Below are 21157 nucleotides of genomic sequence, written 5' to 3' on the forward strand. Positions count from 1 at the left end.
TGTCCAAACATCGCAGCTTTCAAATTCGGGAAAAGGTTTATTTACTGCTATTGCCATTTATAAAGAGGAAATAATTTCGATTTTTAAAGGAGAAATTTTATCCGATATTGAAGCTGAATTGCGAGTAAAAAACAATACCAATCAGTACTTTATGAATCTTCATAACGGAAGTATTCTAGATTGTAGAAACACCGATTGTTTTGCAAAATACGCCAACGATGCTAGTGGTTTTTCGAAATCTAATTTTAAAAATAATGCCAAAATAACATTGGATGAAAACAATAATGTATGTTTAATGGCAATTAGAAAAATAAAATCTGGTGAAGAAATTTTCTGTGATTATGGAAAGAAGTATTGGAAGAAACATTCCTAAACCAACTCCCTAAAATACTGTAACAAAACCTTATCATTCTCAAAAGTTGGTGTAAAAACTTCTAATAAAGAAGGTTTGTCATCGTTTGAAAACAATATTTTTAAACTTTCATCTAAAGTAGTTTCGTTACTGGCTGTAAGATAATTAAATCCGTACATTTTGGCTAAATGTTCCGCAGTTAGACAGTGAGATGTTTCGAAAAACGTATTGAAAACTGGCGTTTCATCATGACCAGGAAGAATTCTAAAAATACCTCCACCACCATTATTAATCAAAATAATTTTGAAATTTTTCGGAATGTAATTGTTCCAAAGTGCGTTGCTGTCGTATAAAAATCCGATGTCACCGGCAATAAATACGTTAGGTGTTTTGCTTCCAACTGCTGCTCCTATTGCTGTTGATGTGCTTCCGTCAATTCCGCTTGTTCCTCTATTGCTAAAAACTTCAATGCTTTTTTCTATATCAAATAATTGCGCGTATCGAATTGGCGAACTGTTACTAATTTGCAATTGGGAATTCTTTGGCAAAGCCGGAAGTACTTTTTCAAATACTTTAAAATCGGTAAATGGAATTTTGGCTAAATAGTCTAAACTTCGTTTTTGACGCAATGCTTTTATATTTTGTAAATGCTGATTGTAATTGCTTTCAACAGTTTCAGTCAACATAAAAAACGATTGAAAAAACAAATTGGGTTGCACTTCAAAATGTTTTGTCAAACAACCAAAAGTGTCATAAGCTCTCAAATCGTCAATATGCCAATGATGATTTGGTTTGTATTTTCGTAGAAAAGCTTTGATACGTTTGGAGACAATCATTCCGCCAAAAGTCACTAAAATTTCAGGTTGAAAATCTAGAAAATCTTCATTTGTAAATGGCGTAATTATCGAATCGATAGTATTGATAAACTTTGGATGATGCAAATTGGAAGTTGTTTCAATCATCACTACAACCGATGGATCGTTGGCTAATTTATCGAGAAACTTTTGCTCAACTGCATTGGGTTCGTTTACTCCAACAAGTACTAATTTCTTTTTGGAAGTGTTCCAAATGTTGGCATATTCTGAAATGGGTTCGTCGTAAATAAACTCTTTTACGGTTGCCGAAATCACTTTAGGTTCCACAACTAATTCAGAAACTGTTTCGTACAGAGGTTCTTCAAATGGCGCATTGATATGCACAGGACCTTTTTTGGCGAAAGCCGTATTGATGGCTTCATTTATTAAAAAATCATTTTCATCGGATGCATTTTCGGTAAGATTGGCATTGAATAACGAATGATTGGTAAATACATTTTCTTGACGAATGGTTTGTCCGTCACCAATATCAATTTTGCTTTGTGGTCTATCGGCAGAAATCACAATAAACGGAATTTGACTATAAAATGCTTCTGCAAAAGCTGGATAATAATTAAGTAATGCCGAGCCAGAAGTACAAACCACAGCAACTGGTTTCTTTATTTGTTGCGCCATTCCAACAGCGAAAAAAGCTGCCGAACGCTCGTCTGCAATGCTGTAACAAGTAAAATCTGGATGACTTGCAAACCCGATAGTTAAAGGTGCATTTCTAGAACCAGGAGAAATTATTATAGTGGTGATTCCTTTGGCACGAAATAGTTCGATGATGGATTGTGCTAAAGGTATTTTTGGGTACGTCATTTTATTATTTTTTGCCACAAAGGCACTAAGACACAAAGGCTTTTAATTTATACAAAAGTACAAAGTTATTTTTTGAGTTTAAATTAAACCATTAAGAAAGTTTAGTTAATTAAGTTGATTCCTGAATTAATTTTAAATTTTAAATAAAAAGATTTGCTAATTTGCGGTTATCTATAAAAATAGAAATTTTGAATTAAAAAGCACTTAATGAACCTTAATTTCTTAATGGTTTAAAAAAATACTATTTTTGAACAATGGAAATTAAAATCAGACCTTACCAAATTGAAGATACGCAAGTTATTTTAGAAATTATAAATTATAATATCCTAAATTCTACAGCATTATATGATTACGAACCACGAAGTTTAGAAAATCAGATTGCGATTTTTGATGACAAACTAAAGAAAGGGTTTCCAATAATTGTGGCTACCGAAAATGAAACCGTTGTTGGATTTGGTTATTACAGTGAATTCCGATTTCGTGAAGCGTATAAATTTACAGTAGAACATTCGGTTTATGCGCATCCAAATCACATTGGAAAAGGCATTGGAAAATTGATTTTAGAAAACTTAATTCATTTGGCGAAAGCTCAAAAATTGCATACCATGATTGGTGTTATTGATGCCGAAAACCAAAGCAGTATTGATTTTCACAAGAAATTCGGATTTGAAATTGCAGGAACAATTAAAGATTCTGGATTCAAATTTGATAGATGGTTGCATAGTGTTTTTGTTCAGAAGATGCTTTAAGAGAAAGATTTACATTATTGTTTCACAACTTTGACTTTTACTTAAAAAGCAATAGATTTTGCGATTTTACACCGCCTTTTTATTGTTTTGTTTAATTCAGTACTTTCTATTCTTCTAAATAAAAAGGATAAAATATGCTTACCTTCTGCTCCTTCTGCAACTCGTCCAATACTCTCCGTCGAATCAATTTTTATTTTATTAGTTTCAATTGTGGTAATGCTGTCAATATAATTATAATCATTTATAGTTAGTATTGGTTCTGTAAAACCACTTTTATCCTCATACAATATCGAATTAATGTTAACTGAATTATTATAACTCTTTTTAAGTAATTGCTTTGCATAAGTTAATTTGAATTGATTAACGTAAATTTCTTTAAACTGACTCCGAAAGCTGTGAGAAAGTGGTTTGCAACCAACAAATAAAATAGTGATTAATATCATTATGAATCTAAAATTTGAAGTTGACATATGAATTTGGTTTATGTTTGGTTTAAAAGGCTTGATACTAACTATTTTCTAAAATCTAATTTCCTAATTCTACTTCAAAATCTCCTCAAAATTCGGTTTGAAATAATTTGGACCTTTCAACACTTTTCCGTCTTCTCTGTAAATTGGTTGTCCGTCTTCGCCAAGTTTACTCATGTTGCTTCTTTGAATTTCGTTAAACACTTGTTCAATTTTGTGTTGCAATCCGTGTTCAATAATTGTTCCGCAAAGAATGTAAAGCATATCGCCAAGCGCATCTGCAATTTCTACAATATCATCATTTTGAGCCGCTTCAAGGTATTCTTCGTTTTCTTCTTTCATCAAATTGTAACGAAGTAAATTTTTATTTTCGCCCAAACTCGCTTTCATATTCTCACTATATCCAATTTTGAAAGCAGTATGAAATTCTTTAACAGCGTTAAGTTTATCTTGCATTTTATTTGTAATTAATTTATGAAGCCAAAATACAAATTATGATTTCAATTGTCTAAATTTGTTGAAAAATTACTGAATATGTTTACAACTGGTCAACTGGTATTTGCAGGCTTATTTTTAGTAGCATTTATCATAGCAATGATTTACGCCTACGGAAAAGATAAAGTACTTCACAATCAATTCTACAAAGGAAATTATAAAATATTACTTGGTTTTTTTGGTTTTATTATCATATTATTTTTAATTAAAATATTTTTTAAGCATTAATAATCAGCATTGTAATTGCTAATTTCATATAGAAAAGCTGTAAAAAACGTTCAATAATAACAATCGTTAAACGTAAGAATTATTTTATTATATTTACGACGCAATTTTCAAACCTCTAATGAGAATACTTAAATACATCTTCTTATTACTTTTTCTCCTATTAATTGGATTAACAGTTTTTGTATCTACACAAAAGGCAAATTATGATGTTACTCGAAGTAAGATTATAAAAAATCCGAAAGCAACCGTATTTAATTACATTAATGATTTTAGAAACTGGGAAACCTTTGGTTCATGGATAAAAGATGATACATCTATGAAATTCAATTATCCCGAACTTACCTCTGGAAAAGGTGCGTCTTGCTCTTGGACTAGCGATAATGGTGATGGAAATTTAAAAACTACTTTCATAAAAGATGGCGATAGTATAGCTCAAAAAATGATTAGTAATGGTGAACATTCTGATATTTCTTGGAAATTTAAAGATACTATTGGTGGTACAAAAGTTACTTGGAGAAACAAAGGTACATTAGATTTTAAGTCGAAAGTATTGGCGTTTTTTAAAGGAGGAATCAATAGTGTTGTGGGTGATACTTATGAAAAAAGTTTAGAAAATCTAAATAAAACTTTAGATTATGAAATCAATACTTTCAAAATAAAAGTTAACGGAGTTGTAAACCGCACTGGTGGATTTTATTTGAAACAATTTAAATTTTGTAAACAAAAAGATGTGGTAAAAAACATCAAAATTATGGTTCCAAGAATGCTATTGTTTTTTAAAAAGAACAAAATGGTTATGAATGGAAAACCGTTTATTATCTATCATAAATACGATAGAACCAATGATATTGTTGGGTTTTCTGTATGCATGCCTGTACGAGATTCAATACATATTATGCCTGGAAGCGACATTGAATCGGGTGAATTAAAACCTTACACTGCCTTAAAAACAACGCTTACTGGAGATTATTCTCACACACAACAAACTTGGAACGCTTCATATAATTACATCTCAAAAAATAATTTAATTAGAAATACTTCTTTACAAATTATTGAAGTTTATGCAACTAATATGGATGATAATAAAAGTCCGTCCAAATGGGTTACCGAGGTTTATGTGCCGGTTGTTCCAAAAGCTGATGCAAAACCTGTTTATAGAAAACCTACCGATTCTACAACTGTCTCTGTTGTTACGCCACCAACTGTTACACCTTAAATTTCTAAAAAAAACTTTTTTTTTTGGAATACATTAAACCTTTTCGGTTATCTTTATTCTAATTGATAAATTGTCGACTTGCAAGAAGAAAAGGATTTTATAAAAGAATTGTTGGACCCAAAAACGCAGAATGTTGCGTTTCAAAAACTCTTGCGCGATTTTCAGAAACCTTTGTACAATCACATACGGAATATTGTTATGAATCATGATGATGCAGACGATGTTTTACAAAATACCTTTATAAAAGTATTTCAGCATCTAAAAAACTTTAAAGGCGACAGTAAACTTTTTTCTTGGATGTATCGAATTGCAACTAACGAAGCTATAACTTTTATCAATAATAAAACAAAACGCAACGGAACTACTAGCGAAGCCATGCAAACTAAAATTGTAGAAAATTTACAATCTGATGTTTATTTTGATGGAAATGAAATTCAAATTAAACTCCAAAAAGCCATTAATTTATTACCCGAAAAACAACAATTGGTATTCAAAATGAAATATTATGAAGAAATAAAATATGAAAATATGTCGGAAATTTTAGGAACTTCGGTTGGCGCACTTAAAGCTTCGTACCATCATGCGGTGAAAAAAATTGAAGAGTATATGAAAACACAATAAATAATATAAATGAAAAGTACATACAACCAATTAAACCTTTTACAACAACATATGTCTTATAGATATGAAAGATTTTAAATTAGATACTCATCCCAAAATAACTTCTGGTTATGCAATTCCGGAGCATTATTTTGATACTTTTTCTGAAAAAATACTGCTACAATTACCCAAAGAAGAGCCAAGGATACTTTCGTTTTACGCCAGAAATAGAACTTGGATTTATTCGGCAGCCGCAGTTTTAGTATTAGCTTTATCCATTCCTGTTGTGTATCAGTTGCAAAATAATCAAAACGAAATGACTACGAGCGAAGTAGAAACCTATATAACACAACACACAACAGTATCTGACGATGACATTGTAGATTTACTAGATAAAGAAGACATTGATAAATTAAAAACTGATGTTCCTATAGAAAATGAAGTATTAGAAGATGTACTTTCTAACAATTCAGAAATTGAACAATACATTACAAACTAAAATTAAAAACATGAAAAATCATAAAATTATAACCCTATTAATTTTCTTTATTTCTGCTTCCTCATTTGCACAAGTGACAGGAAAATTTAAAGAAAAAAAAGAGCAAATAAAAGCATTAAAAGTTTCGTTTATTACCACCGAATTAAATTTAACTCCAGATGAAGCTGCTAAATTTTGGCCATTATACAATGCTTTTGAAGACAAACAACACGACATTAGAAAATCAAAACTTAAGAACTTTATGGATAGAAACGAAGATGATTCTATTGATAAATTATCCGAAAAAGAAGCCACTTCCATTTTGACGCAACTTGAAAGCACCGATGAAGAATTGTATCAATTGAAAAAGAAATTTATTGTCAATTTAAAAAATATACTTCCTGCTACTAAAATTTTGAAACTTAAAAAAGCCGAAGAAGAGTTTAGCAAAAAATTGTTACAGCAGTATCGTGATAAAAAAATTGGTAGGTAATTGCAATTAAATTTGATAAAAAAACAGGTTTTAGAAAAACATTATAACTTCTAAGACCTTTTTTTTATTAAAAATCTAATTTTTAATTCTACTTTTTATAAATTTTTTTCTAGCCGTTTTCCTTTTAAATTGTGAAGATTTTTCTAAAAGAATGGTGTGCATTTTTTCTTCAGATTGATTACTCAATACTGCATATTTTTTGGCTACTATTTTAATCATTAATTTTGAAAGCCACATTTTCTTGAAATTATCCATTCGTTTTTCTATTGATAAATTTTCAAATTTCATTCTATTTAAATCTATTAAATAAAAATCATAAAGGCTATTTCCTCTATTTACAATCAATGTATTTCCAGGCGAATGATCTAGAAAATTAATTTTGGCTTGGTGCATGTTAAATGTAAATGCTGTAAATTGTTCTAAAATTAGGTTTCTTTCTTTAAATAACGGATCATGAATTAGTTCTCTTATAGTAAAATCATAATCAATTTGCTGGCAGATGTAAAAACTTTCTCCCAACAAACCAAAGGCGTTTCTTAGTTCTATAAATGCAACAGGAAGAGGTGTTTGTATTTTATTTTCTAATAAATAATTGGCATAATCATACGAGCGTTTGGCTTTGGTACTTCTAAAAAAAGAGTAAATTATAGATTTGAAAATTCCTGGTTTCTGAAAAAACTTAATATTTACCTTTTCAGTTCCTAGCACATTAGTTTTAATTGTATTGCGAGAACCTTTTACAATTAAATCTCCTTCTCCAAAAAAAGTTTTAACTAATTGAATAATAGCTGCTTCTTGATTTTTATATTTTGGATGGATGGTAATTCGCACAATGTTTATTTTTATTTGGGTTAAAAGTATAAAAAATAGTACTTTGCAGCTTTAAAATTTTACATTATTACCAATAATTGTTGTTTTAGAAACTTACATTTTAACATAATCAATTTAATTATAAGCACTTCGACTTCGCTCAGTGAGACAAAAGATGAAGAAAATATTAATCATACAAAATAAACGAATTGGAGATGTACTCATTAGTTCGGTAATTGCAAATAATTTCAAAACGAAATATCCCGACAGTGAAGTGCATTTAATGGCATACGACTTTACGCACGGTGTTATTGAGAACAATCCAAACATTGACAAAATCATTTCTATTAACGAAAAAGAATTTAAAAAATTCAAGAATTTAGTTAAAATGATCTTTCAAGTTCGTCGTGAAAAATATGATATTATTTTTGATCCTTATTCAAAATTACAAAGTAGATTAATCTGTAAATTTGGTGGTGCAAAGCAAACAGTTGGTCACAAAAGTCGCAAAAAAATTGGAAATTTAGGTTATTATACACATCCGGTAGCGATTTTAAAAGAGAAAACACAAATTTGCGGAAAAGCAATTGAAGATAGAATTCATTTATTACAACAAGTTGCTACTTTTGAAAACATCAATTATGAACCAAAAATTTTCTTAACCGAACAAGAAAAGCAATTTAGAGTTCCTGACAAATATCAAAATAAGAAAATAATTATGCTTGGTGTTCTTGGAAGCACGCCTCAAAAATCGATGCCATATGAATATATTTCTCAAATTGTAGATCATATTGCAACCAAATTTGACTGTTATTTATTATTCAATTATGCCCCAAATCAGAAGGATGAAGCTGATAAAATTTATAATTTATGTAAAAATAAATCCAATATAATTTTAGATATTTATGCACCAAGCATTCGCGATTTTGCAGTTTTAATGAATCAATGTTCGGTTTTAGTTTCTAATGAAGGCGGAACGGTTCATATAGCTAAAGCTTTGAACAAACCTACTTTTACCATTTTTTCACCTTATATTAATAAAGCCGATTGGAGCAGTTTTGAAGACGGAAAATTTCATAAATCGGTTCATTTATTAGATTTTTTACCCAATGCAATTTCAGACTTATCGTATGAGCAAAACAAGGAAATCGAAAAAAACCCGAGAGCAATGTACCTAAAATTAACTCCCAAAATGATAATTCCAGAGTTAGATTCTTTTTTAAACGATAACTTATAAAGTAGTTTATTTTTTTTCAATTCCAAACTCAGCCCAAGTTCGTTTAGAATCTTTAGTTTCTTTCCTAATTTGAAGGTTTTTCTGAATCATTTCTGGCTTTACATAACCTCTAGCATGATCCAAATGCACACAAACTGTTGAATATCTAATTTGCTTTGTTTGAATTCCGAAATTCATCAATCGCTCACCAAATTCTCTATCTTCACCACCATATTGCATGCGTTCGTCAAAACCATTTACAGCCAAAAAATCTGATTTCCAACCCGATGCATTGTGACCATTCCAGCTTGCAGTGGTTGGAGTTGTATAATTTAGAAGCCAACTTTTAAGTCCGGTTGCAACGAGTTTATTATTCTTGAAAGAGTGTTTTATTCCGTTTTGTTTCAACCAATTTAAATCAAAAATCTTACCCGAATAAATATCCTTTTTAGAAATTTTTTCTGATAAATCCATAGGCAATTTATAATATCCGCCCGACAAAAAATAGCCTTCTTCTCTATGTTTAATATGCTGTTCTATAAAGTCTTCTCTGGGAATGCAATCACCATCGGTCATCAAAATATAAGCTGTTGTTGTAGCAAGAATAGACTTATTAAGAATAATCGTTTTTTGAAAACCATTGTCTTCGTGCCACACATGAATTATTGGATAAAATACTTCTTTTTGAATTTGAGCGATGCAGTTTTTTGTTCTCTCATCCGATCCATCATCGGCAATAACTACTTCAAAATTTCTATACGTTTGGGTAGCATAGCCATAGAGTACTTTCTTCAACCATTCGGGAGAATTGTACGTACTTATTATAATTGAAATATCTTTTTTCATTGCGTTGCAAAGATAAAATATTTTTTCTAAGTTTGAACTCTACAATATCACTATGCAAACCATTACAGTTATCATTCCTACTTTTAACGAAGAAAATTATATTCAGGATTGTTTACATTCGGTATCGTTTGCTAATCAAATCATTATAATTGATTCTTTTAGCACCGATAAAACTGTAGCAATTGCATCGCAATTTAATTGTGAAGTAATTTTAAGAAAATTTGATAATTTTTCTAATCAAAAAAATGAAGCTATTAAAAGCGCCCAATCCGATTGGATCTTATTTATTGATGCCGATGAACGTGTTACCGAAAAATTAAAATTTGAAATTCTAGAAACTATAAAACATTCTAGACACGATGCCTACAAAATAAAATTTCCGCATTTCTACATGAATCGTTTTTTATATCATACAGAAAACAAAGTAGTTCGATTTGTGAAAAATAAAAATATCCAATTTGAAGGAGCAGTTCACGAAAAATTACTTCATTGTGGAACTGTTGGTTTATTGAAAAACTTCATGATTCATTATACCTACAAAGGATTGTTTAGCTATATAAAAAAAAAAGATTCTTATGCGTGGTTTCAAGCAAAAATGGCTATTGACCGAAAAAAATCAGCTAATTATTTTAACTTAGTTTTTAAGCCATTTTATAGATTTTTTCACACTTACATCGTTAGAAGAGGTTTTCTTGATGGCGTTCCCGGACTTGCAGTTGCAACAATTGATGCTTATGGCGTATTTTCTAGATATGTAAAAATGATATTGTTAGAAAAAGGATTAAAATAAGCGTAGTTTACCAAGACGTATTTTCCACTTAAAAGCAAGTAAACTATCACTACCTTTAATATCAATTCGTTGAATTTCAAATTTATTTTTAAAAGGAAAACGATTCAGCCTATTGCCTATTCTAAAGGCCATTTTTATATTATTTTTATCTAAAATTCGAAAAAAATCTAATTTTTGTGTTCCTTTTTTAGGATAATTCCCATATGGATAAGCCAATGCTGGATAAACATTTAAGTTATTATTAGCTATAAATTGGAAACTTTGATCAAAATCCTCTTGAATTTCTTGAGCCGTTAGAGTAGCATATTTTTTATGAAAATAGGAATGGTGTGCCAATTGAATTATTTCATTATCTAATGATTTTAATTGGTCAACAGTCATTATTTTTTGGGTTGCATCATTCCATAAATCAGATTTTCCAACATAGGAAAACGGAATAAAAAATGTGGCTTTTACATTGTACTTTTTAAGTAAAGGCAACGCAAAATCCAGTTGATTTTGGGTAACATCATCAAACGTAATAACTACTGACTTTCTAGAAATAGGCGCAGTATTATCGAGTTGCGATGCAAAAAAAGTTTGATAATTATTCTTTTTCAAATAGTTCAATTGCGCTTCAAATTTTTGAATAGAGAGCGTCAAATCCAAACTTTCATTTTCGTTTGGAGTGATATTATGATACATTAATATGGCTAATCTTGACACAATTAAAATTTTGAAAATAGTATTGGTGTAAAAATATTATATTTGTCTCATATTTCATCTATATATATGTCTGAAAATAAAAAAATTGCCAAAATAACTGCCTTAGCTATCACTTTTAACGAAGAAGAAAACGTAAAACGATATGTTGAAAGTTTGTCATTTGCCGATGAAATTATTTTTGTAGATTCACAAAGTACAGATAAAACAGTAGAAATTGCAGAGCAAATGGGTGTAAGAGTACTTCAAAGAAAATTTGATGATTTTTCTAACCAAAGAAATTATGCTATTGATCAAGCTGCAAATGATTGGATTATTTTTTTCGATTTGGATGAAATTATTACCAAAGAATTAGAATTAGAAATAAAAAACACAATACTAAACTCTAATAATAAGGTTGCTTTTTTTGTAAAAAGGAATTTCTTTTTTATGGGTAAAAACATAAAATTTGGAGGTTGGCAAAACGATAAAGCCATTAGACTTTTTAATAAAAATTTCTGTAAATACAACGGAAATCTTGTTCATGAAGAAGTGAAAGCCAATGGGTCTATTAGTGTATTAAAAAATAAAGTGAATCATTACAGCTATAAAAATTTTGATAATTATAATGACAAACTCAACTTGTACAGTATGTTGCAAGCAGAAAATTTATACATTAAAAAAATAAAACCTAGCGCTTATCATTTAATTTTTAGACCCTTTTACCGCTTCGTGTGGCAATATTTTTTTAGACTAGGAATTTTAGATGCAAAAGAAGGATTTATATTGGCGTATGTTCATTCTTTTTCAGTATTTAAAAGATATTTACAACTGTGGATGATGTATAGAAAAATTGACTAAAAAAACTATTTCAATGTTTGATATTGCAGCGATACTAATAAATTATAATTCGAGTAAACTTACTCAAGAGTGCATCAATAGTATAATTGAGAAGACATTGGCAACAATAAATTTTCAGATAATTGTAGTAGATAATTGTTCAGAAAAAGAAGATTATTTGGCACTTAAACAATTTTGCGACAAGCATCCTTTTAAAAATCTTCAACTTGTAAGAAATAAAATAAATACTGGTTTTGGTGCAGGAAATATGGCAGGATATCAATTTGCAAGTGCCCAATATGTCGCTTTTGTAAACAACGATACTTTATTTTTAAACGACTGTTTTTCAATATTAAAACAAGCCATAGAAAAAGATAATTCTATTGCAGTTGTTGGAGGACAATCTTACACAGAAACAGGAAAAAGAATGGTTGCTTTTGATCATTTTGCCTCTATTTCTAAAGAACTTTTTGGCAGGGATTTTCTAGAAAAAATAAACCCTAACAAATACCCAAAACGAAAATTAGATTATACACATCCTGTAAAAGTTAACTACGTTCAAGGAAGTTTTATGTTTGTTCGAGCAAGCGATTTTAATGAAGTTGGCGGATTTGATACCAACATTTTCTTGTATTATGAAGAAACCGATTTGTGCAAACGATTAGAAAAAATAGGCAAATCGAGTTATTTAATTCCTGATGCTAAATACATTCATTATCACGGCGCAAGCACACCACAAAATATCGCTATAAAAACCGAACTTAAAATTTCGTTATTGTACCTAATTAGAAAACATTATGGCTATTTAAGTTATTGGTTTTTATTGAATTACTTGCGTTTAAATTATATATTTAGCACTATTTTTAAACCCAAATATTGGTATTTATTAAAAGTACTTTTGGTAGGCGCACCACTTTCTAAATCATTGAAAACTAAACAAAAAATTCAAGAATGAAGGTACTTTTTCTGTGTCCAGATTATTTCGGAATATATAAAGTTATTCAAAAGGAGATTCAAGCCCAAACTTTGTGCGAGTTAAAATCGGTAATTTTTGAAGATTATAAATACAAGAATTCGTTTCAAAAGATTCAAAATTTTCTGGCTAAAACATTCTTAAGGAAAAATCTAAAGAAAATTTGGGCAAGCAAAGAACGAATTAGTACTATTGCTCACGACGACTATTTTGATTATTTATTCGTAATTTGTCCTGATTTTTTATTGAATGATGAATTAAAATATGTTACCCAAAGAGCCAAAAAAACGATAGTATATTTTTGGGATAGCTTTGATAATATTCCAAGATATGAAAGAACATTACCTTTTTTTGATGTAAAATATAGTTTTGAACCAAAAGATGTTGCAAAGTATAATTTAAATTTATTAACTAATTTTTATTATAATACCAATAGAAACATTACTCCTAGCAATGATGTTTTTTTTATTGGAACATTCGATGAACGATTTGAGTTAATACAAAACGTTGTAAAATCAATACATACATTTGGAAAAACTGCACAAATTTTTTTACAGTCTAACAATGAAAAAACCATTGCACACTACCAGACAGAGACAATAAAATTCATTAAAAAACCAATTACATTTGCAGAAAGCGAAAAGATTTATAACAATTCGAAAATTATTTTAGATGTACAAAAGAAAATTCAAAAAGGATTGACTTTTAGAGTTTTTGAAGCAATGGGAAAAGGGAAAAAATTGATAACTACCAATGAAGATATTGTAAATTATGATTTTTATAATTCCAATAATATTTTCATTTGGAAAGACCAAACAACAGCTATTCCCAATTCGTTTTTTGAAACTCCTTATACAGAATTACCTCAAGAAATATATGAAAAATATAGTATTTCAAGTTGGGTAAAAACAATATTTGAAAAATAAAAACAGCTATTTAAATGACCCAATCAGAAAATAAAATATCGGTTGCAGTTTGTACTTACAATGGAGAAAGATATCTTGAAAAACAGTTAAATTCAATATTAAATCAAACATTATCTGTAAATGAAATAGTTGTTTGTGATGATTGTTCTAGCGATAAAACTATTGCAATTTTAAACTTGTTTAAAGAAAAGTTTCCTGCTATTTTTAAAATTTATAGCAATTCAGAAAATTTAAGAAGCAATAAAAATTTTGAAAAAGCAATTTCGCTTTGTACTGGCGATTTTATCTTTCTTTCGGATCAAGATGACCTTTGGAAACCTGAAAAAGTGGCAACAATAATAGACGTTTTTAAATCTAATCCATCTGCCGAAGGTGTTTTTTCTGATGCCAATTTTATTGATGAAAATGATATAGAAATCCATCAAGAAATGTCGCTTTGGCAAAGTGTTTGTTTTTTTGATAGACAAAATGATATTCCCATAAACTTGTATGAATCACTACTCTATTTAGGAAATTTTTTAACTGGTGCTACCTTGTGCATAAGAAAGGAAGTTCTTCCTTTTTGTATACCATTTGAAACAATAGATTCTTTTATTCATGATGAATGGCTAGCTTATGTTTTATCTAAAAGAAATACATTATTTTTGACCAAAGAAAAATTAATTTCATATAGATTACATTCAAACCAGCAATTGGGAGTAGGAAAAATTAAGGACGCTAGAAAAAAAATAATTAAAAACGAAAACCATAATAAACTCATTTTAAACATAATACCAGCAATAAAATTCAATGATTTTAAAGCTAAATCAAGAGCTTATTTCTATCAATATGAAAAATATTTTTATTTGAATGAAAAATATGAAAATGATAATTATTATGAAATAAGTGAAACATTAAAGCAAAAGCATCTAGACGCTGAAATAGAAATGAAAAAAAGCAATCTAATATTGTATTTAATTAGGAAGTATAAAGACCGAAGAAAAAAAAGACGCCAAATTCACAAATAAAAAAATAAAAAAATGTTAAAAAAAATAGTTCTATTTAAATTGTTGAAAAAACATTTCAAACTTAGAGACGCCTTTGCTCTATTAATGGGAATTATAAACAAAAAAGAAATAATAAAATTACCAAAACTTGATAGAACCATATATTTAAGAAAAAACAGTAAAGACCTAGAAACCTTTGAAGAGATTTTCTTGACAAATCTATATAATACTCAACTACCGTTTGAACCAAAAACTATAGTCGATGCTGGAGCAAATGTGGGTTTAGCCTCTTTATTTTTCAAATTAAAATATCCCAAATCAGATATTGTAGCCGTTGAAATTGAAAGCAATAATGTAAATGCAATAAAGAAAAATACAAGCGGATTTTCTAATTTTGAATTGATGGAAAAAGCGATGTACAACAAAAAATCATTTTTTAAAATTGAAGATCCTTATAATGCAACGAATAGTTTTCAGATAAAAGAGGTTTTAGAAAATGAAAAATATGATATAGAATCTATAACGTTAGATGAAATCATTGAAACAAAAAAATGGGATACTATCGATATATTAAAAATTGATATTGAAGGCGCCGAAAAACAATTATTTGAAAGTAATTATGAAAATTGGTTGCCAAAAACAAAGGTAATTATGATTGAAACTCACGATAGAATGTTGCCAAAATGTTCCTATACAGTGATGAAAACCATCAATGAATTCAATTTTATTTTATATACCACCACAGAAGGTACGCTTATATATTTTAATTTATCTTTGATGACTTTAAAATTTTAAAACTATAAATGCTGAATTCTATCTTCCTTTTTCTTCCATTTTTATTTTTGGTTTTATTTATAGCTATTTTTATAACCAACAAGCTTATTAAAATTGAATTGCAATTAGTAAAATACGCAGAAATTGATGGTATAAGAGGTTATTTAGCTTTTTTTGTGTTTTTGCATCATAGTTATATCTGGTCTGTTTTTCTTAAAACTGATGAATGGAAAGAACCAACATCAAATTTATTTAACCAATTTGGTCAAACCAGTGTGGCTATGTTTTTTATGATTACTGCATTTCTATTTACTAATAAATTAATACTTGCAAGAAACAATTCAATCGATTGGAAAAAATATATAAAATCAAGGTTTTTTAGATTATTTCCAGCCTATTTTTTTTCAATTATAATTGTTTTTATAATTGTTGCCGTTTTGTCTAATTTTAAAACTAATGACTCTATTCTGTCAAATTTTAAAAACATTGTAGGTTGGCTGTTTTTTACTATTGGCGGACCAAATGACATTAATAATATCAAAAACACCTATTTAATTGATGCAGGCGTAACTTGGTCTTTGCCTTATGAATGTTTATTTTATTTAATTTTACCTTTAATCGCATTGCTATTTAAAATTAAAGTAAGTCAAAAAAATTTGATAATTTATACAATTGCATTTATTGTTATTGCAGTATTAAATCATGTTTCTTTAAAACAGTTTCTGCCATTTTTTGGCGGAATAATTGTAGCAATTTTACTAGATAAAAAATCAATTAATCTTAAAGGTTTTAAATATAGCATTGTACTACTCATTTTAGTTTTTATCTTAATTTACTTTTTCAATAGTGGAAAAGATAGCTTTCCAATACTAATTTCAACACTTCTATTTTTAATAATTGCTTCAGGAAATTCAATCTTTGGAATTCTTTCAAATACATTTTCAAAATTATTAGGACAAGTAACTTATAGCTTATATTTGCTTCATGGAATAGTTTTATTTATTGTTTTTAAATTTGTAATTGGATTCCAAGAAGCATCACATTTTTCAGACACTAAATATTGGGCTATAATAGCATGTTGCATATTCCCAATTATATTAATTAGTCAAATTAGTTATAAATATATTGAATTACCATTTATAAATTTATTCAAATCTAAATAATGAATACCGAAATTCACAATGCCTACGAAGTTATAAAAGAAGGTGGAATTATTCTTTACCCAACCGATACCGTGTGGGGAATTGGCTGTGATGCCACTAATGCCGAAGCAGTTGCAAAAATCTATGCGCTAAAACAACGAGACGATTCTAAAAGTATGATTGTACTAATGAATGGCGAAAAAATGTTGTACAATGTTTTTAAAGAAATTCCCGATTTAGCTTGGGAAATTTGGGATCTAGCTAACCCAAGCGATGACGATCTTGAAAAACAAAAAGCCACAACATTAATATTAGACAATCCTAGAAATGTTGCTGCAAATATTATTGCCGATGACAATACATTGGGAGTTAGACTAGTAAAAGAACCGTTTTGTTTTAAATTAATGGAACGCATGAAACGACCATTGGTTTCTACATCTGCCAATATATCTGGTATGTTTGCGCCAAAAACTTTTAAAGAAATTAGTCCCGAAATTTTAAAAGGTGTAGACTATGTAGTAAATTTGCATCACGATAAAGTTTGTAAAAATCCATCAACGATAATTAAACTTTCTCTTGATAATCAGGTTAAGATAATAAGAAAATAGTTTTTAGTCACAGTTTTCAGTTTTCAGTTGATTATCAAACTTGAAAAACTGAAATTGAAATCAACAAAATGAACTACACCAAAGCACTTCACAATCCAATTTTTAAAATAATAGCACAAGCAAGTCAAGAACTTAACGTTGATAGTTACGTAATTGGCGGTTTTGTTCGCGATTTTTTACTAGGAAGAGATTTCAAAAAAGATATTGATGTGGTTGCAGTTGGATCTGGAATTGAGTTGGCCTTGAAAGTTTCAGAATTGATTCCTAACAAACCTAAAGTTCAAGTTTTTAAAAATTATGGAACAGCAATGCTTCGCTATAAAGAAATTGATATAGAGTTTGTTGGCGCAAGAAAAGAAAGCTACAATCAAGACAGTCGTAATCCAATTGTAGAAAACGGAACGCTAGAAGACGACCAAAACCGTCGTGATTTTACTATAAATGCTTTGGCTTTTTCTTTGAACGAAAAAAATTATGGCGCAATAGTAGATCCTTTTAATGGATTGAGTGATTTAGAAAATAAAATTATCAAAACACCTTTAAATCCAGATATTACTTACTCAGATGATCCGCTGCGAATGTTACGCGGTATCCGTTTTGCAACACAATTAAAATTTGAAATTGAAGCCGAATCATTGGAAGCAATTTCAAGAAATAAAGAACGAATAAAAATTATTTCTGGCGAAAGAATTGTAGATGAATTAAACAAAATTCTATCAACTGATAAACCATCAATCGGTTTTTTACTTTTATACAAAACCGGACTTTTAGACATTATTTTACCCGAGTTAACTGCGTTGAATAATGTTGAAGAAATTGAAGGTCACACACACAAAAATAATTTCTATCATACCTTAGAAGTTGTAGATAATATTTGCCCAAATACAGACGATGTATGGTTGCGCTGGTCAGCTTTATTGCACGATATTGGAAAAGCACCTACTAAAAAATTCAATAAAAAACAAGGTTGGACCTTTCACGGACACGAATTTCTGGGCGGAAAAATGGCAAAGAAAATCTTTGAACGATTGCACATGCCGTTGAACAATAAATTGAAATTTGTTCAAAAAATGGTTATGATGAGTTCACGACCAATTGTACTAGCAGAAGACATTGTAACCGACTCGGCAGTAAGACGTTTAGTATTTGACGCAGGTGAAGATGTGGACAATTTAATGACACTTTGCGAAGCAGATATCACCACAAAAAATCCTAAGAAATTCAAGAAATACCACGATAATTTTGATATTGTTAGAAAGAAAATTATTGAGGTTGAAGAACGCGATCATGTTAGACAATTTCAACCACCAATTTCGGGAGAAAAAATTATGGAAATTTTCAATTTAAAACCTTCTAGAGAAATTGGAATGCTAAAAGAAGCTGTAAAAGAAGCTATTTTGGATGGAAAAATTCCAAATGAATACCAAGCAGCTTACGATTTTGTGATGAAAAGAGCAGAAAAATTAGGATTAAGCAAAGTTGCAAACAAGTAATGAAATTAACTTTTGTTTTTTCTTGAATTTGATTCTTTTTGATAATTTTACTTTTCAATAGTAATCAAAAAAAAAACTAAAAAAAATGTTTTTCTTGACATTTGACACACAAGATAAAACTAAAACATTTTCCAATAAAATAAATAATAAATTGAAAAATCATTTTCTTAAATCGGCCAAAATAGCATTAGTTTTAGTATATTTAGTAATAATTGCAGGTGCGCTTGTTAGAATGACTGGCTCCGGAATGGGATGTCCCGATTGGCCAAAATGTTTTGGATATTATATTCCGCCCACAGAAATATCTCAACTTACATGGTCTAAAAATCATACTTTCAATAAAGGACAAGTTATCATTAAAGACGAAACATTACTTGTAGCCAAAAGCAATTTTACAACCAAAAACGCCTTTGAACCATCTAATTGGGAAAAATATACCAAACACAATTATGCCAATTTTAATGCTTTTCATACTTGGGTAGAATACATCAATAGATTGTTTGGTGCCTTAGCCGGAATTGCCTGTTTTATCACTTTTATTATCTCTTTTTGGTATTGGAAAGAAAATAAAAAACTCGTTTTATTGTCCTTTTTGGTTTGTTTTTTAATGGGTTTTCAGGCATGGTTGGGCAAAACAGTTGTTGATTCGGTTTTGAGTCCGTTCAAAATTACAACTCACATGATGGTTGCCTTGCTAATAGTTGCCTTAATTTTATACATAATTAATTATTGTAAATCGACAATAACAGAACAAAAATTTGAATCTAATTTCAATAAATTACTTATAATTGGGATGCTAATTACTGTAATTCAAATTGTTATGGGAACACAAGTGCGTCAACATATTGATAACGAAGTTAAAAACGGAGTAACTGCAAGTATATTATGGCTTCAAAATCCGACAATAATTTTTTATTTACACCGATCGTTTTCAATTATTGTACTGGTACTAAATGGATATTTATATTGGCAAAACAAAAAATTAAATTTAGGTTTTTCTAAACTCAAAATAGTTTTGTTATTAATTGGTTTAGAAGTATTTACAGGTATATTGATGTTTTATTTTGATTTTCCGTTTGCTTCACAACCTATTCATTTAACGCTTGCTTCTATCCTATTTGGGGTTCAATTTTATTTGTTGTTAGAGAGTAAAAAAGCTAAATTAAATTAGCGCAAACCAATAATTTGTAAATTAGAATTACATTTGCAACTAGACTATATTGTCACATTTCCTTGTTTACTAATTTAAATGTCAAAACTTGCAGCTCAAGATAAATTTCTTGACTTATCAGATTACGGAAGACCATTTGGAAAATTCCTAGCTAATCAACTAAAAAACACACGCTTCACTCCTGTTCACGTTACCATTTTATTTGGAATTTCGGGTTTAATTGCTATTTATTGTATTGTAACACATCAGTATTTTTGGGCTGGTTTTTTTATTGTTCTAAAATCGGGAATTGATGCTGCCGATGGCGAATTGGCTCGATTAAAAAAAACACCTTCTTATTTTGGAAGATATTTAGACAGTGTATTTGATATTATTCTTAATTTTTTATTTCTAATGACCATTTGCTATGTTTCTAAAACTACAATTTGGTTTACAATACTAGCTTTTATCGGAATTCAATTGCAAGGAACTTTGTACAATTATTACTATGTAATTTTAAGAAATAAATCGGTTGGAGGCGATGCTACAAGTAAAGTATTTGAATATAAATCGCCTAGAGCATTGCCAGGAGAAACTCAAAAATCGGTTAATATTTTATTTGGAATTTACACTGTTGTTTATGGTGCTTTTGATAAAATAATTCATGCATTAGATAAAGATGCTTACAAAGTAAAAACGTTTCCCAATTGGTTTATGACCTTACTTTCTCTTTACGGATTGGGCTTTCAGTTACTAATTATTGCTATTATGTTACCTTTTGGATGGATAGAATTTATAATACCCTTTTTTATTGCATACAGTTTAATTATAATTGTATTAATTGCAATTCGAAAAATAGTAATAAAGTAATTATGTAACTTAATTATAAAATTGTAAAACACTTTTAGATTTAAAATTCTGAAATTTGATTTAATAAAAAAAAATATTGATTTAAATAAAATTATTATGCCAAATTCAACAGAAATTAAAGGAAACTGGGAACAGTTAAAAGGAAAAATGAAACAAAAATTTGGAGAATTAACAGACGATGATTTGTTATTTGAAGAAGGAAAAGAACAAGAAATGTGGGGAAAACTTAAAGAAAAATTAGGTAAAACCGAGAAAGAAATTAAATCATTATTTGAATAATTAATTCTCAACAGAAAAA

Annotated in this window: 25 protein-coding genes; 19 read left to right on the top strand and 6 right to left on the bottom strand. The window is 29.0% G+C overall.

The window, feature by feature from the left end; genetic code table 11:
• On the top strand, positions 1 to 373 hold a 373-nt coding region (locus tag ACH2CG_RS16320; protein WP_395067135.1), incomplete at its 5' end, for an SET domain-containing protein-lysine N-methyltransferase.
• On the opposite strand, the gene menD is transcribed toward ACH2CG_RS16320, so the two are convergent.
• Positions 370 to 2028 carry a 2-succinyl-5-enolpyruvyl-6-hydroxy-3-cyclohexene-1-carboxylic-acid synthase gene (gene menD, locus ACH2CG_RS16325; RefSeq protein WP_395067137.1) on the bottom strand — a complete coding sequence of 553 codons (1659 nt, stop codon included), beginning with the start codon at positions 2026 to 2028 and terminating at the stop codon, positions 370 to 372. The two genes, ACH2CG_RS16320 and menD, sit on opposite strands and share 4 nt — an antisense overlap.
• A gap of 254 nt (positions 2029 to 2282) precedes the next feature.
• Between menD and ACH2CG_RS16330 the strand changes: the two genes are divergently transcribed.
• Positions 2283 to 2777 (top strand): GNAT family N-acetyltransferase, encoded by a 495-nt coding sequence (locus ACH2CG_RS16330; RefSeq protein ID WP_395067139.1) that lies wholly within the window; start codon positions 2283 to 2285, stop codon positions 2775 to 2777.
• 41 nt (positions 2778 to 2818) lie between these two features.
• On the opposite strand, the gene ACH2CG_RS16335 is transcribed toward ACH2CG_RS16330, so the two are convergent.
• Both ACH2CG_RS16335 and ACH2CG_RS16340 read right to left on the bottom strand, forming a co-directional pair.
• Positions 2819 to 3220 carry a hypothetical protein gene (locus ACH2CG_RS16335; RefSeq protein WP_395067141.1) on the bottom strand — a complete coding sequence of 134 codons (402 nt, stop codon included), beginning with the start codon at positions 3218 to 3220 and terminating at the stop codon, positions 2819 to 2821.
• A 96-nt stretch (positions 3221 to 3316) separates the two neighbouring features.
• Positions 3317 to 3700 (bottom strand): hypothetical protein, encoded by a 384-nt coding sequence (locus ACH2CG_RS16340; RefSeq protein ID WP_395067143.1) that lies wholly within the window; start codon positions 3698 to 3700, stop codon positions 3317 to 3319.
• Between the two features lie 385 nt (positions 3701 to 4085).
• Between ACH2CG_RS16340 and ACH2CG_RS16345 the strand changes: the two genes are divergently transcribed.
• The 4 genes from ACH2CG_RS16345 to ACH2CG_RS16360 all read left to right on the top strand — a co-directional run bounded on the left by ACH2CG_RS16345 (position 4086) and on the right by ACH2CG_RS16360 (position 6754).
• Positions 4086 to 5183, top strand: coding sequence for a GyrI-like domain-containing protein (locus ACH2CG_RS16345; protein ID WP_395067145.1), 1098 nt, complete (start codon positions 4086 to 4088; stop codon positions 5181 to 5183).
• Between the two features lie 78 nt (positions 5184 to 5261).
• The gene (locus ACH2CG_RS16350; protein WP_395067147.1) at positions 5262 to 5804 is read left to right on the top strand and encodes an RNA polymerase sigma factor; all 543 of its coding nucleotides are present in this window, start codon (positions 5262 to 5264) and stop codon (positions 5802 to 5804) included.
• A 64-nt stretch (positions 5805 to 5868) separates the two neighbouring features.
• Positions 5869 to 6282 carry a hypothetical protein gene (locus tag ACH2CG_RS16355; protein ID WP_395067149.1) on the top strand — a complete coding sequence of 138 codons (414 nt, stop codon included), beginning with the start codon at positions 5869 to 5871 and terminating at the stop codon, positions 6280 to 6282.
• Between the two features lie 10 nt (positions 6283 to 6292).
• Complete coding sequence (locus ACH2CG_RS16360; protein WP_395067151.1) at positions 6293 to 6754, top strand: sensor of ECF-type sigma factor; 462 nt, start codon at positions 6293 to 6295, stop codon at positions 6752 to 6754.
• A gap of 75 nt (positions 6755 to 6829) precedes the next feature.
• Here ACH2CG_RS16360 and ACH2CG_RS16365 read toward each other — a convergent pair whose 3' ends face one another.
• Positions 6830 to 7585, bottom strand: coding sequence for a lipopolysaccharide kinase InaA family protein (locus ACH2CG_RS16365; RefSeq protein WP_395067153.1), 756 nt, complete (start codon positions 7583 to 7585; stop codon positions 6830 to 6832).
• A 154-nt stretch (positions 7586 to 7739) separates the two neighbouring features.
• Here ACH2CG_RS16365 and ACH2CG_RS16370 point away from each other — a divergent pair, with 154 nt between their 5' ends.
• Positions 7740 to 8801 (top strand): glycosyltransferase family 9 protein, encoded by a 1062-nt coding sequence (locus tag ACH2CG_RS16370; protein WP_395067155.1) that lies wholly within the window; start codon positions 7740 to 7742, stop codon positions 8799 to 8801.
• A gap of 6 nt (positions 8802 to 8807) precedes the next feature.
• Here the strand turns inward: ACH2CG_RS16370 and ACH2CG_RS16375 are convergent, their stop codons facing one another.
• Positions 8808 to 9626: a glycosyltransferase family 2 protein gene (locus ACH2CG_RS16375; protein ID WP_395067157.1), complete on the bottom strand. Its 819-nt coding sequence runs from the start codon at positions 9624 to 9626 to the stop codon at positions 8808 to 8810.
• Positions 9627 to 9678: 52 nt separating this feature from the next.
• Between ACH2CG_RS16375 and ACH2CG_RS16380 the strand changes: the two genes are divergently transcribed.
• Complete coding sequence (locus ACH2CG_RS16380; RefSeq protein WP_395067159.1) at positions 9679 to 10416, top strand: glycosyltransferase family 2 protein; 738 nt, start codon at positions 9679 to 9681, stop codon at positions 10414 to 10416.
• On the opposite strand, the gene ACH2CG_RS16385 is transcribed toward ACH2CG_RS16380, so the two are convergent.
• Positions 10408 to 11121, bottom strand: coding sequence for a polysaccharide deacetylase family protein (locus tag ACH2CG_RS16385; RefSeq protein ID WP_395067161.1), 714 nt, complete (start codon positions 11119 to 11121; stop codon positions 10408 to 10410). The genes ACH2CG_RS16380 and ACH2CG_RS16385 overlap by 9 nt on opposite strands.
• Before the next feature lie 66 nt (positions 11122 to 11187).
• Here ACH2CG_RS16385 and ACH2CG_RS16390 point away from each other — a divergent pair, with 66 nt between their 5' ends.
• From ACH2CG_RS16390 to ACH2CG_RS16440, 11 genes are all read left to right on the top strand, one after another.
• Positions 11188 to 11958, top strand: coding sequence for a glycosyltransferase family 2 protein (locus ACH2CG_RS16390; protein WP_395067163.1), 771 nt, complete (start codon positions 11188 to 11190; stop codon positions 11956 to 11958).
• A gap of 13 nt (positions 11959 to 11971) precedes the next feature.
• The gene (locus tag ACH2CG_RS16395) at positions 11972 to 12892 is read left to right on the top strand and encodes a glycosyltransferase family 2 protein (protein ID WP_395067165.1); all 921 of its coding nucleotides are present in this window, start codon (positions 11972 to 11974) and stop codon (positions 12890 to 12892) included.
• Positions 12889 to 13836 (top strand): hypothetical protein, encoded by a 948-nt coding sequence (locus tag ACH2CG_RS16400; RefSeq protein ID WP_395067166.1) that lies wholly within the window; start codon positions 12889 to 12891, stop codon positions 13834 to 13836. The genes ACH2CG_RS16395 and ACH2CG_RS16400 overlap by 4 nt, the downstream gene beginning before the upstream one ends.
• Positions 13837 to 13850: 14 nt before the next feature.
• Positions 13851 to 14843 (top strand): glycosyltransferase, encoded by a 993-nt coding sequence (locus ACH2CG_RS16405; protein ID WP_395067167.1) that lies wholly within the window; start codon positions 13851 to 13853, stop codon positions 14841 to 14843.
• A 12-nt stretch (positions 14844 to 14855) separates the two neighbouring features.
• Positions 14856 to 15617 carry an FkbM family methyltransferase gene (locus tag ACH2CG_RS16410; RefSeq protein WP_395067169.1) on the top strand — a complete coding sequence of 254 codons (762 nt, stop codon included), beginning with the start codon at positions 14856 to 14858 and terminating at the stop codon, positions 15615 to 15617.
• Between the two features lie 8 nt (positions 15618 to 15625).
• Positions 15626 to 16759: an acyltransferase family protein gene (locus ACH2CG_RS16415; RefSeq protein WP_395067171.1), complete on the top strand. Its 1134-nt coding sequence runs from the start codon at positions 15626 to 15628 to the stop codon at positions 16757 to 16759.
• The gene (locus ACH2CG_RS16420) at positions 16759 to 17346 is read left to right on the top strand and encodes an L-threonylcarbamoyladenylate synthase (protein ID WP_395067173.1); all 588 of its coding nucleotides are present in this window, start codon (positions 16759 to 16761) and stop codon (positions 17344 to 17346) included. The genes ACH2CG_RS16415 and ACH2CG_RS16420 overlap by 1 nt, the downstream gene beginning before the upstream one ends.
• 68 nt (positions 17347 to 17414) lie before the next feature.
• Positions 17415 to 18839, top strand: a complete 1425-nt coding sequence (locus ACH2CG_RS16425; protein ID WP_395067175.1) for a CCA tRNA nucleotidyltransferase — start codon at positions 17415 to 17417, stop codon at positions 18837 to 18839.
• 151 nt (positions 18840 to 18990) lie between these two features.
• Complete coding sequence (locus ACH2CG_RS16430; protein WP_395067181.1) at positions 18991 to 20010, top strand: heme A synthase; 1020 nt, start codon at positions 18991 to 18993, stop codon at positions 20008 to 20010.
• A gap of 78 nt (positions 20011 to 20088) precedes the next feature.
• Entirely contained in the window at positions 20089 to 20859 is a 771-nt protein-coding gene (locus ACH2CG_RS16435) for a CDP-alcohol phosphatidyltransferase family protein (protein ID WP_395067177.1), read from the top strand.
• Positions 20860 to 20955: 96 nt separating this feature from the next.
• Entirely contained in the window at positions 20956 to 21138 is a 183-nt protein-coding gene (locus ACH2CG_RS16440) for a CsbD family protein (RefSeq protein WP_395067179.1), read from the top strand.
• Positions 21139 to 21157 lie beyond the last annotated feature (19 nt).

The organism is Flavobacterium sp. (assembly GCF_043778725.1).
Classification (GTDB): domain Bacteria; phylum Bacteroidota; class Bacteroidia; order Flavobacteriales; family Flavobacteriaceae; genus Flavobacterium.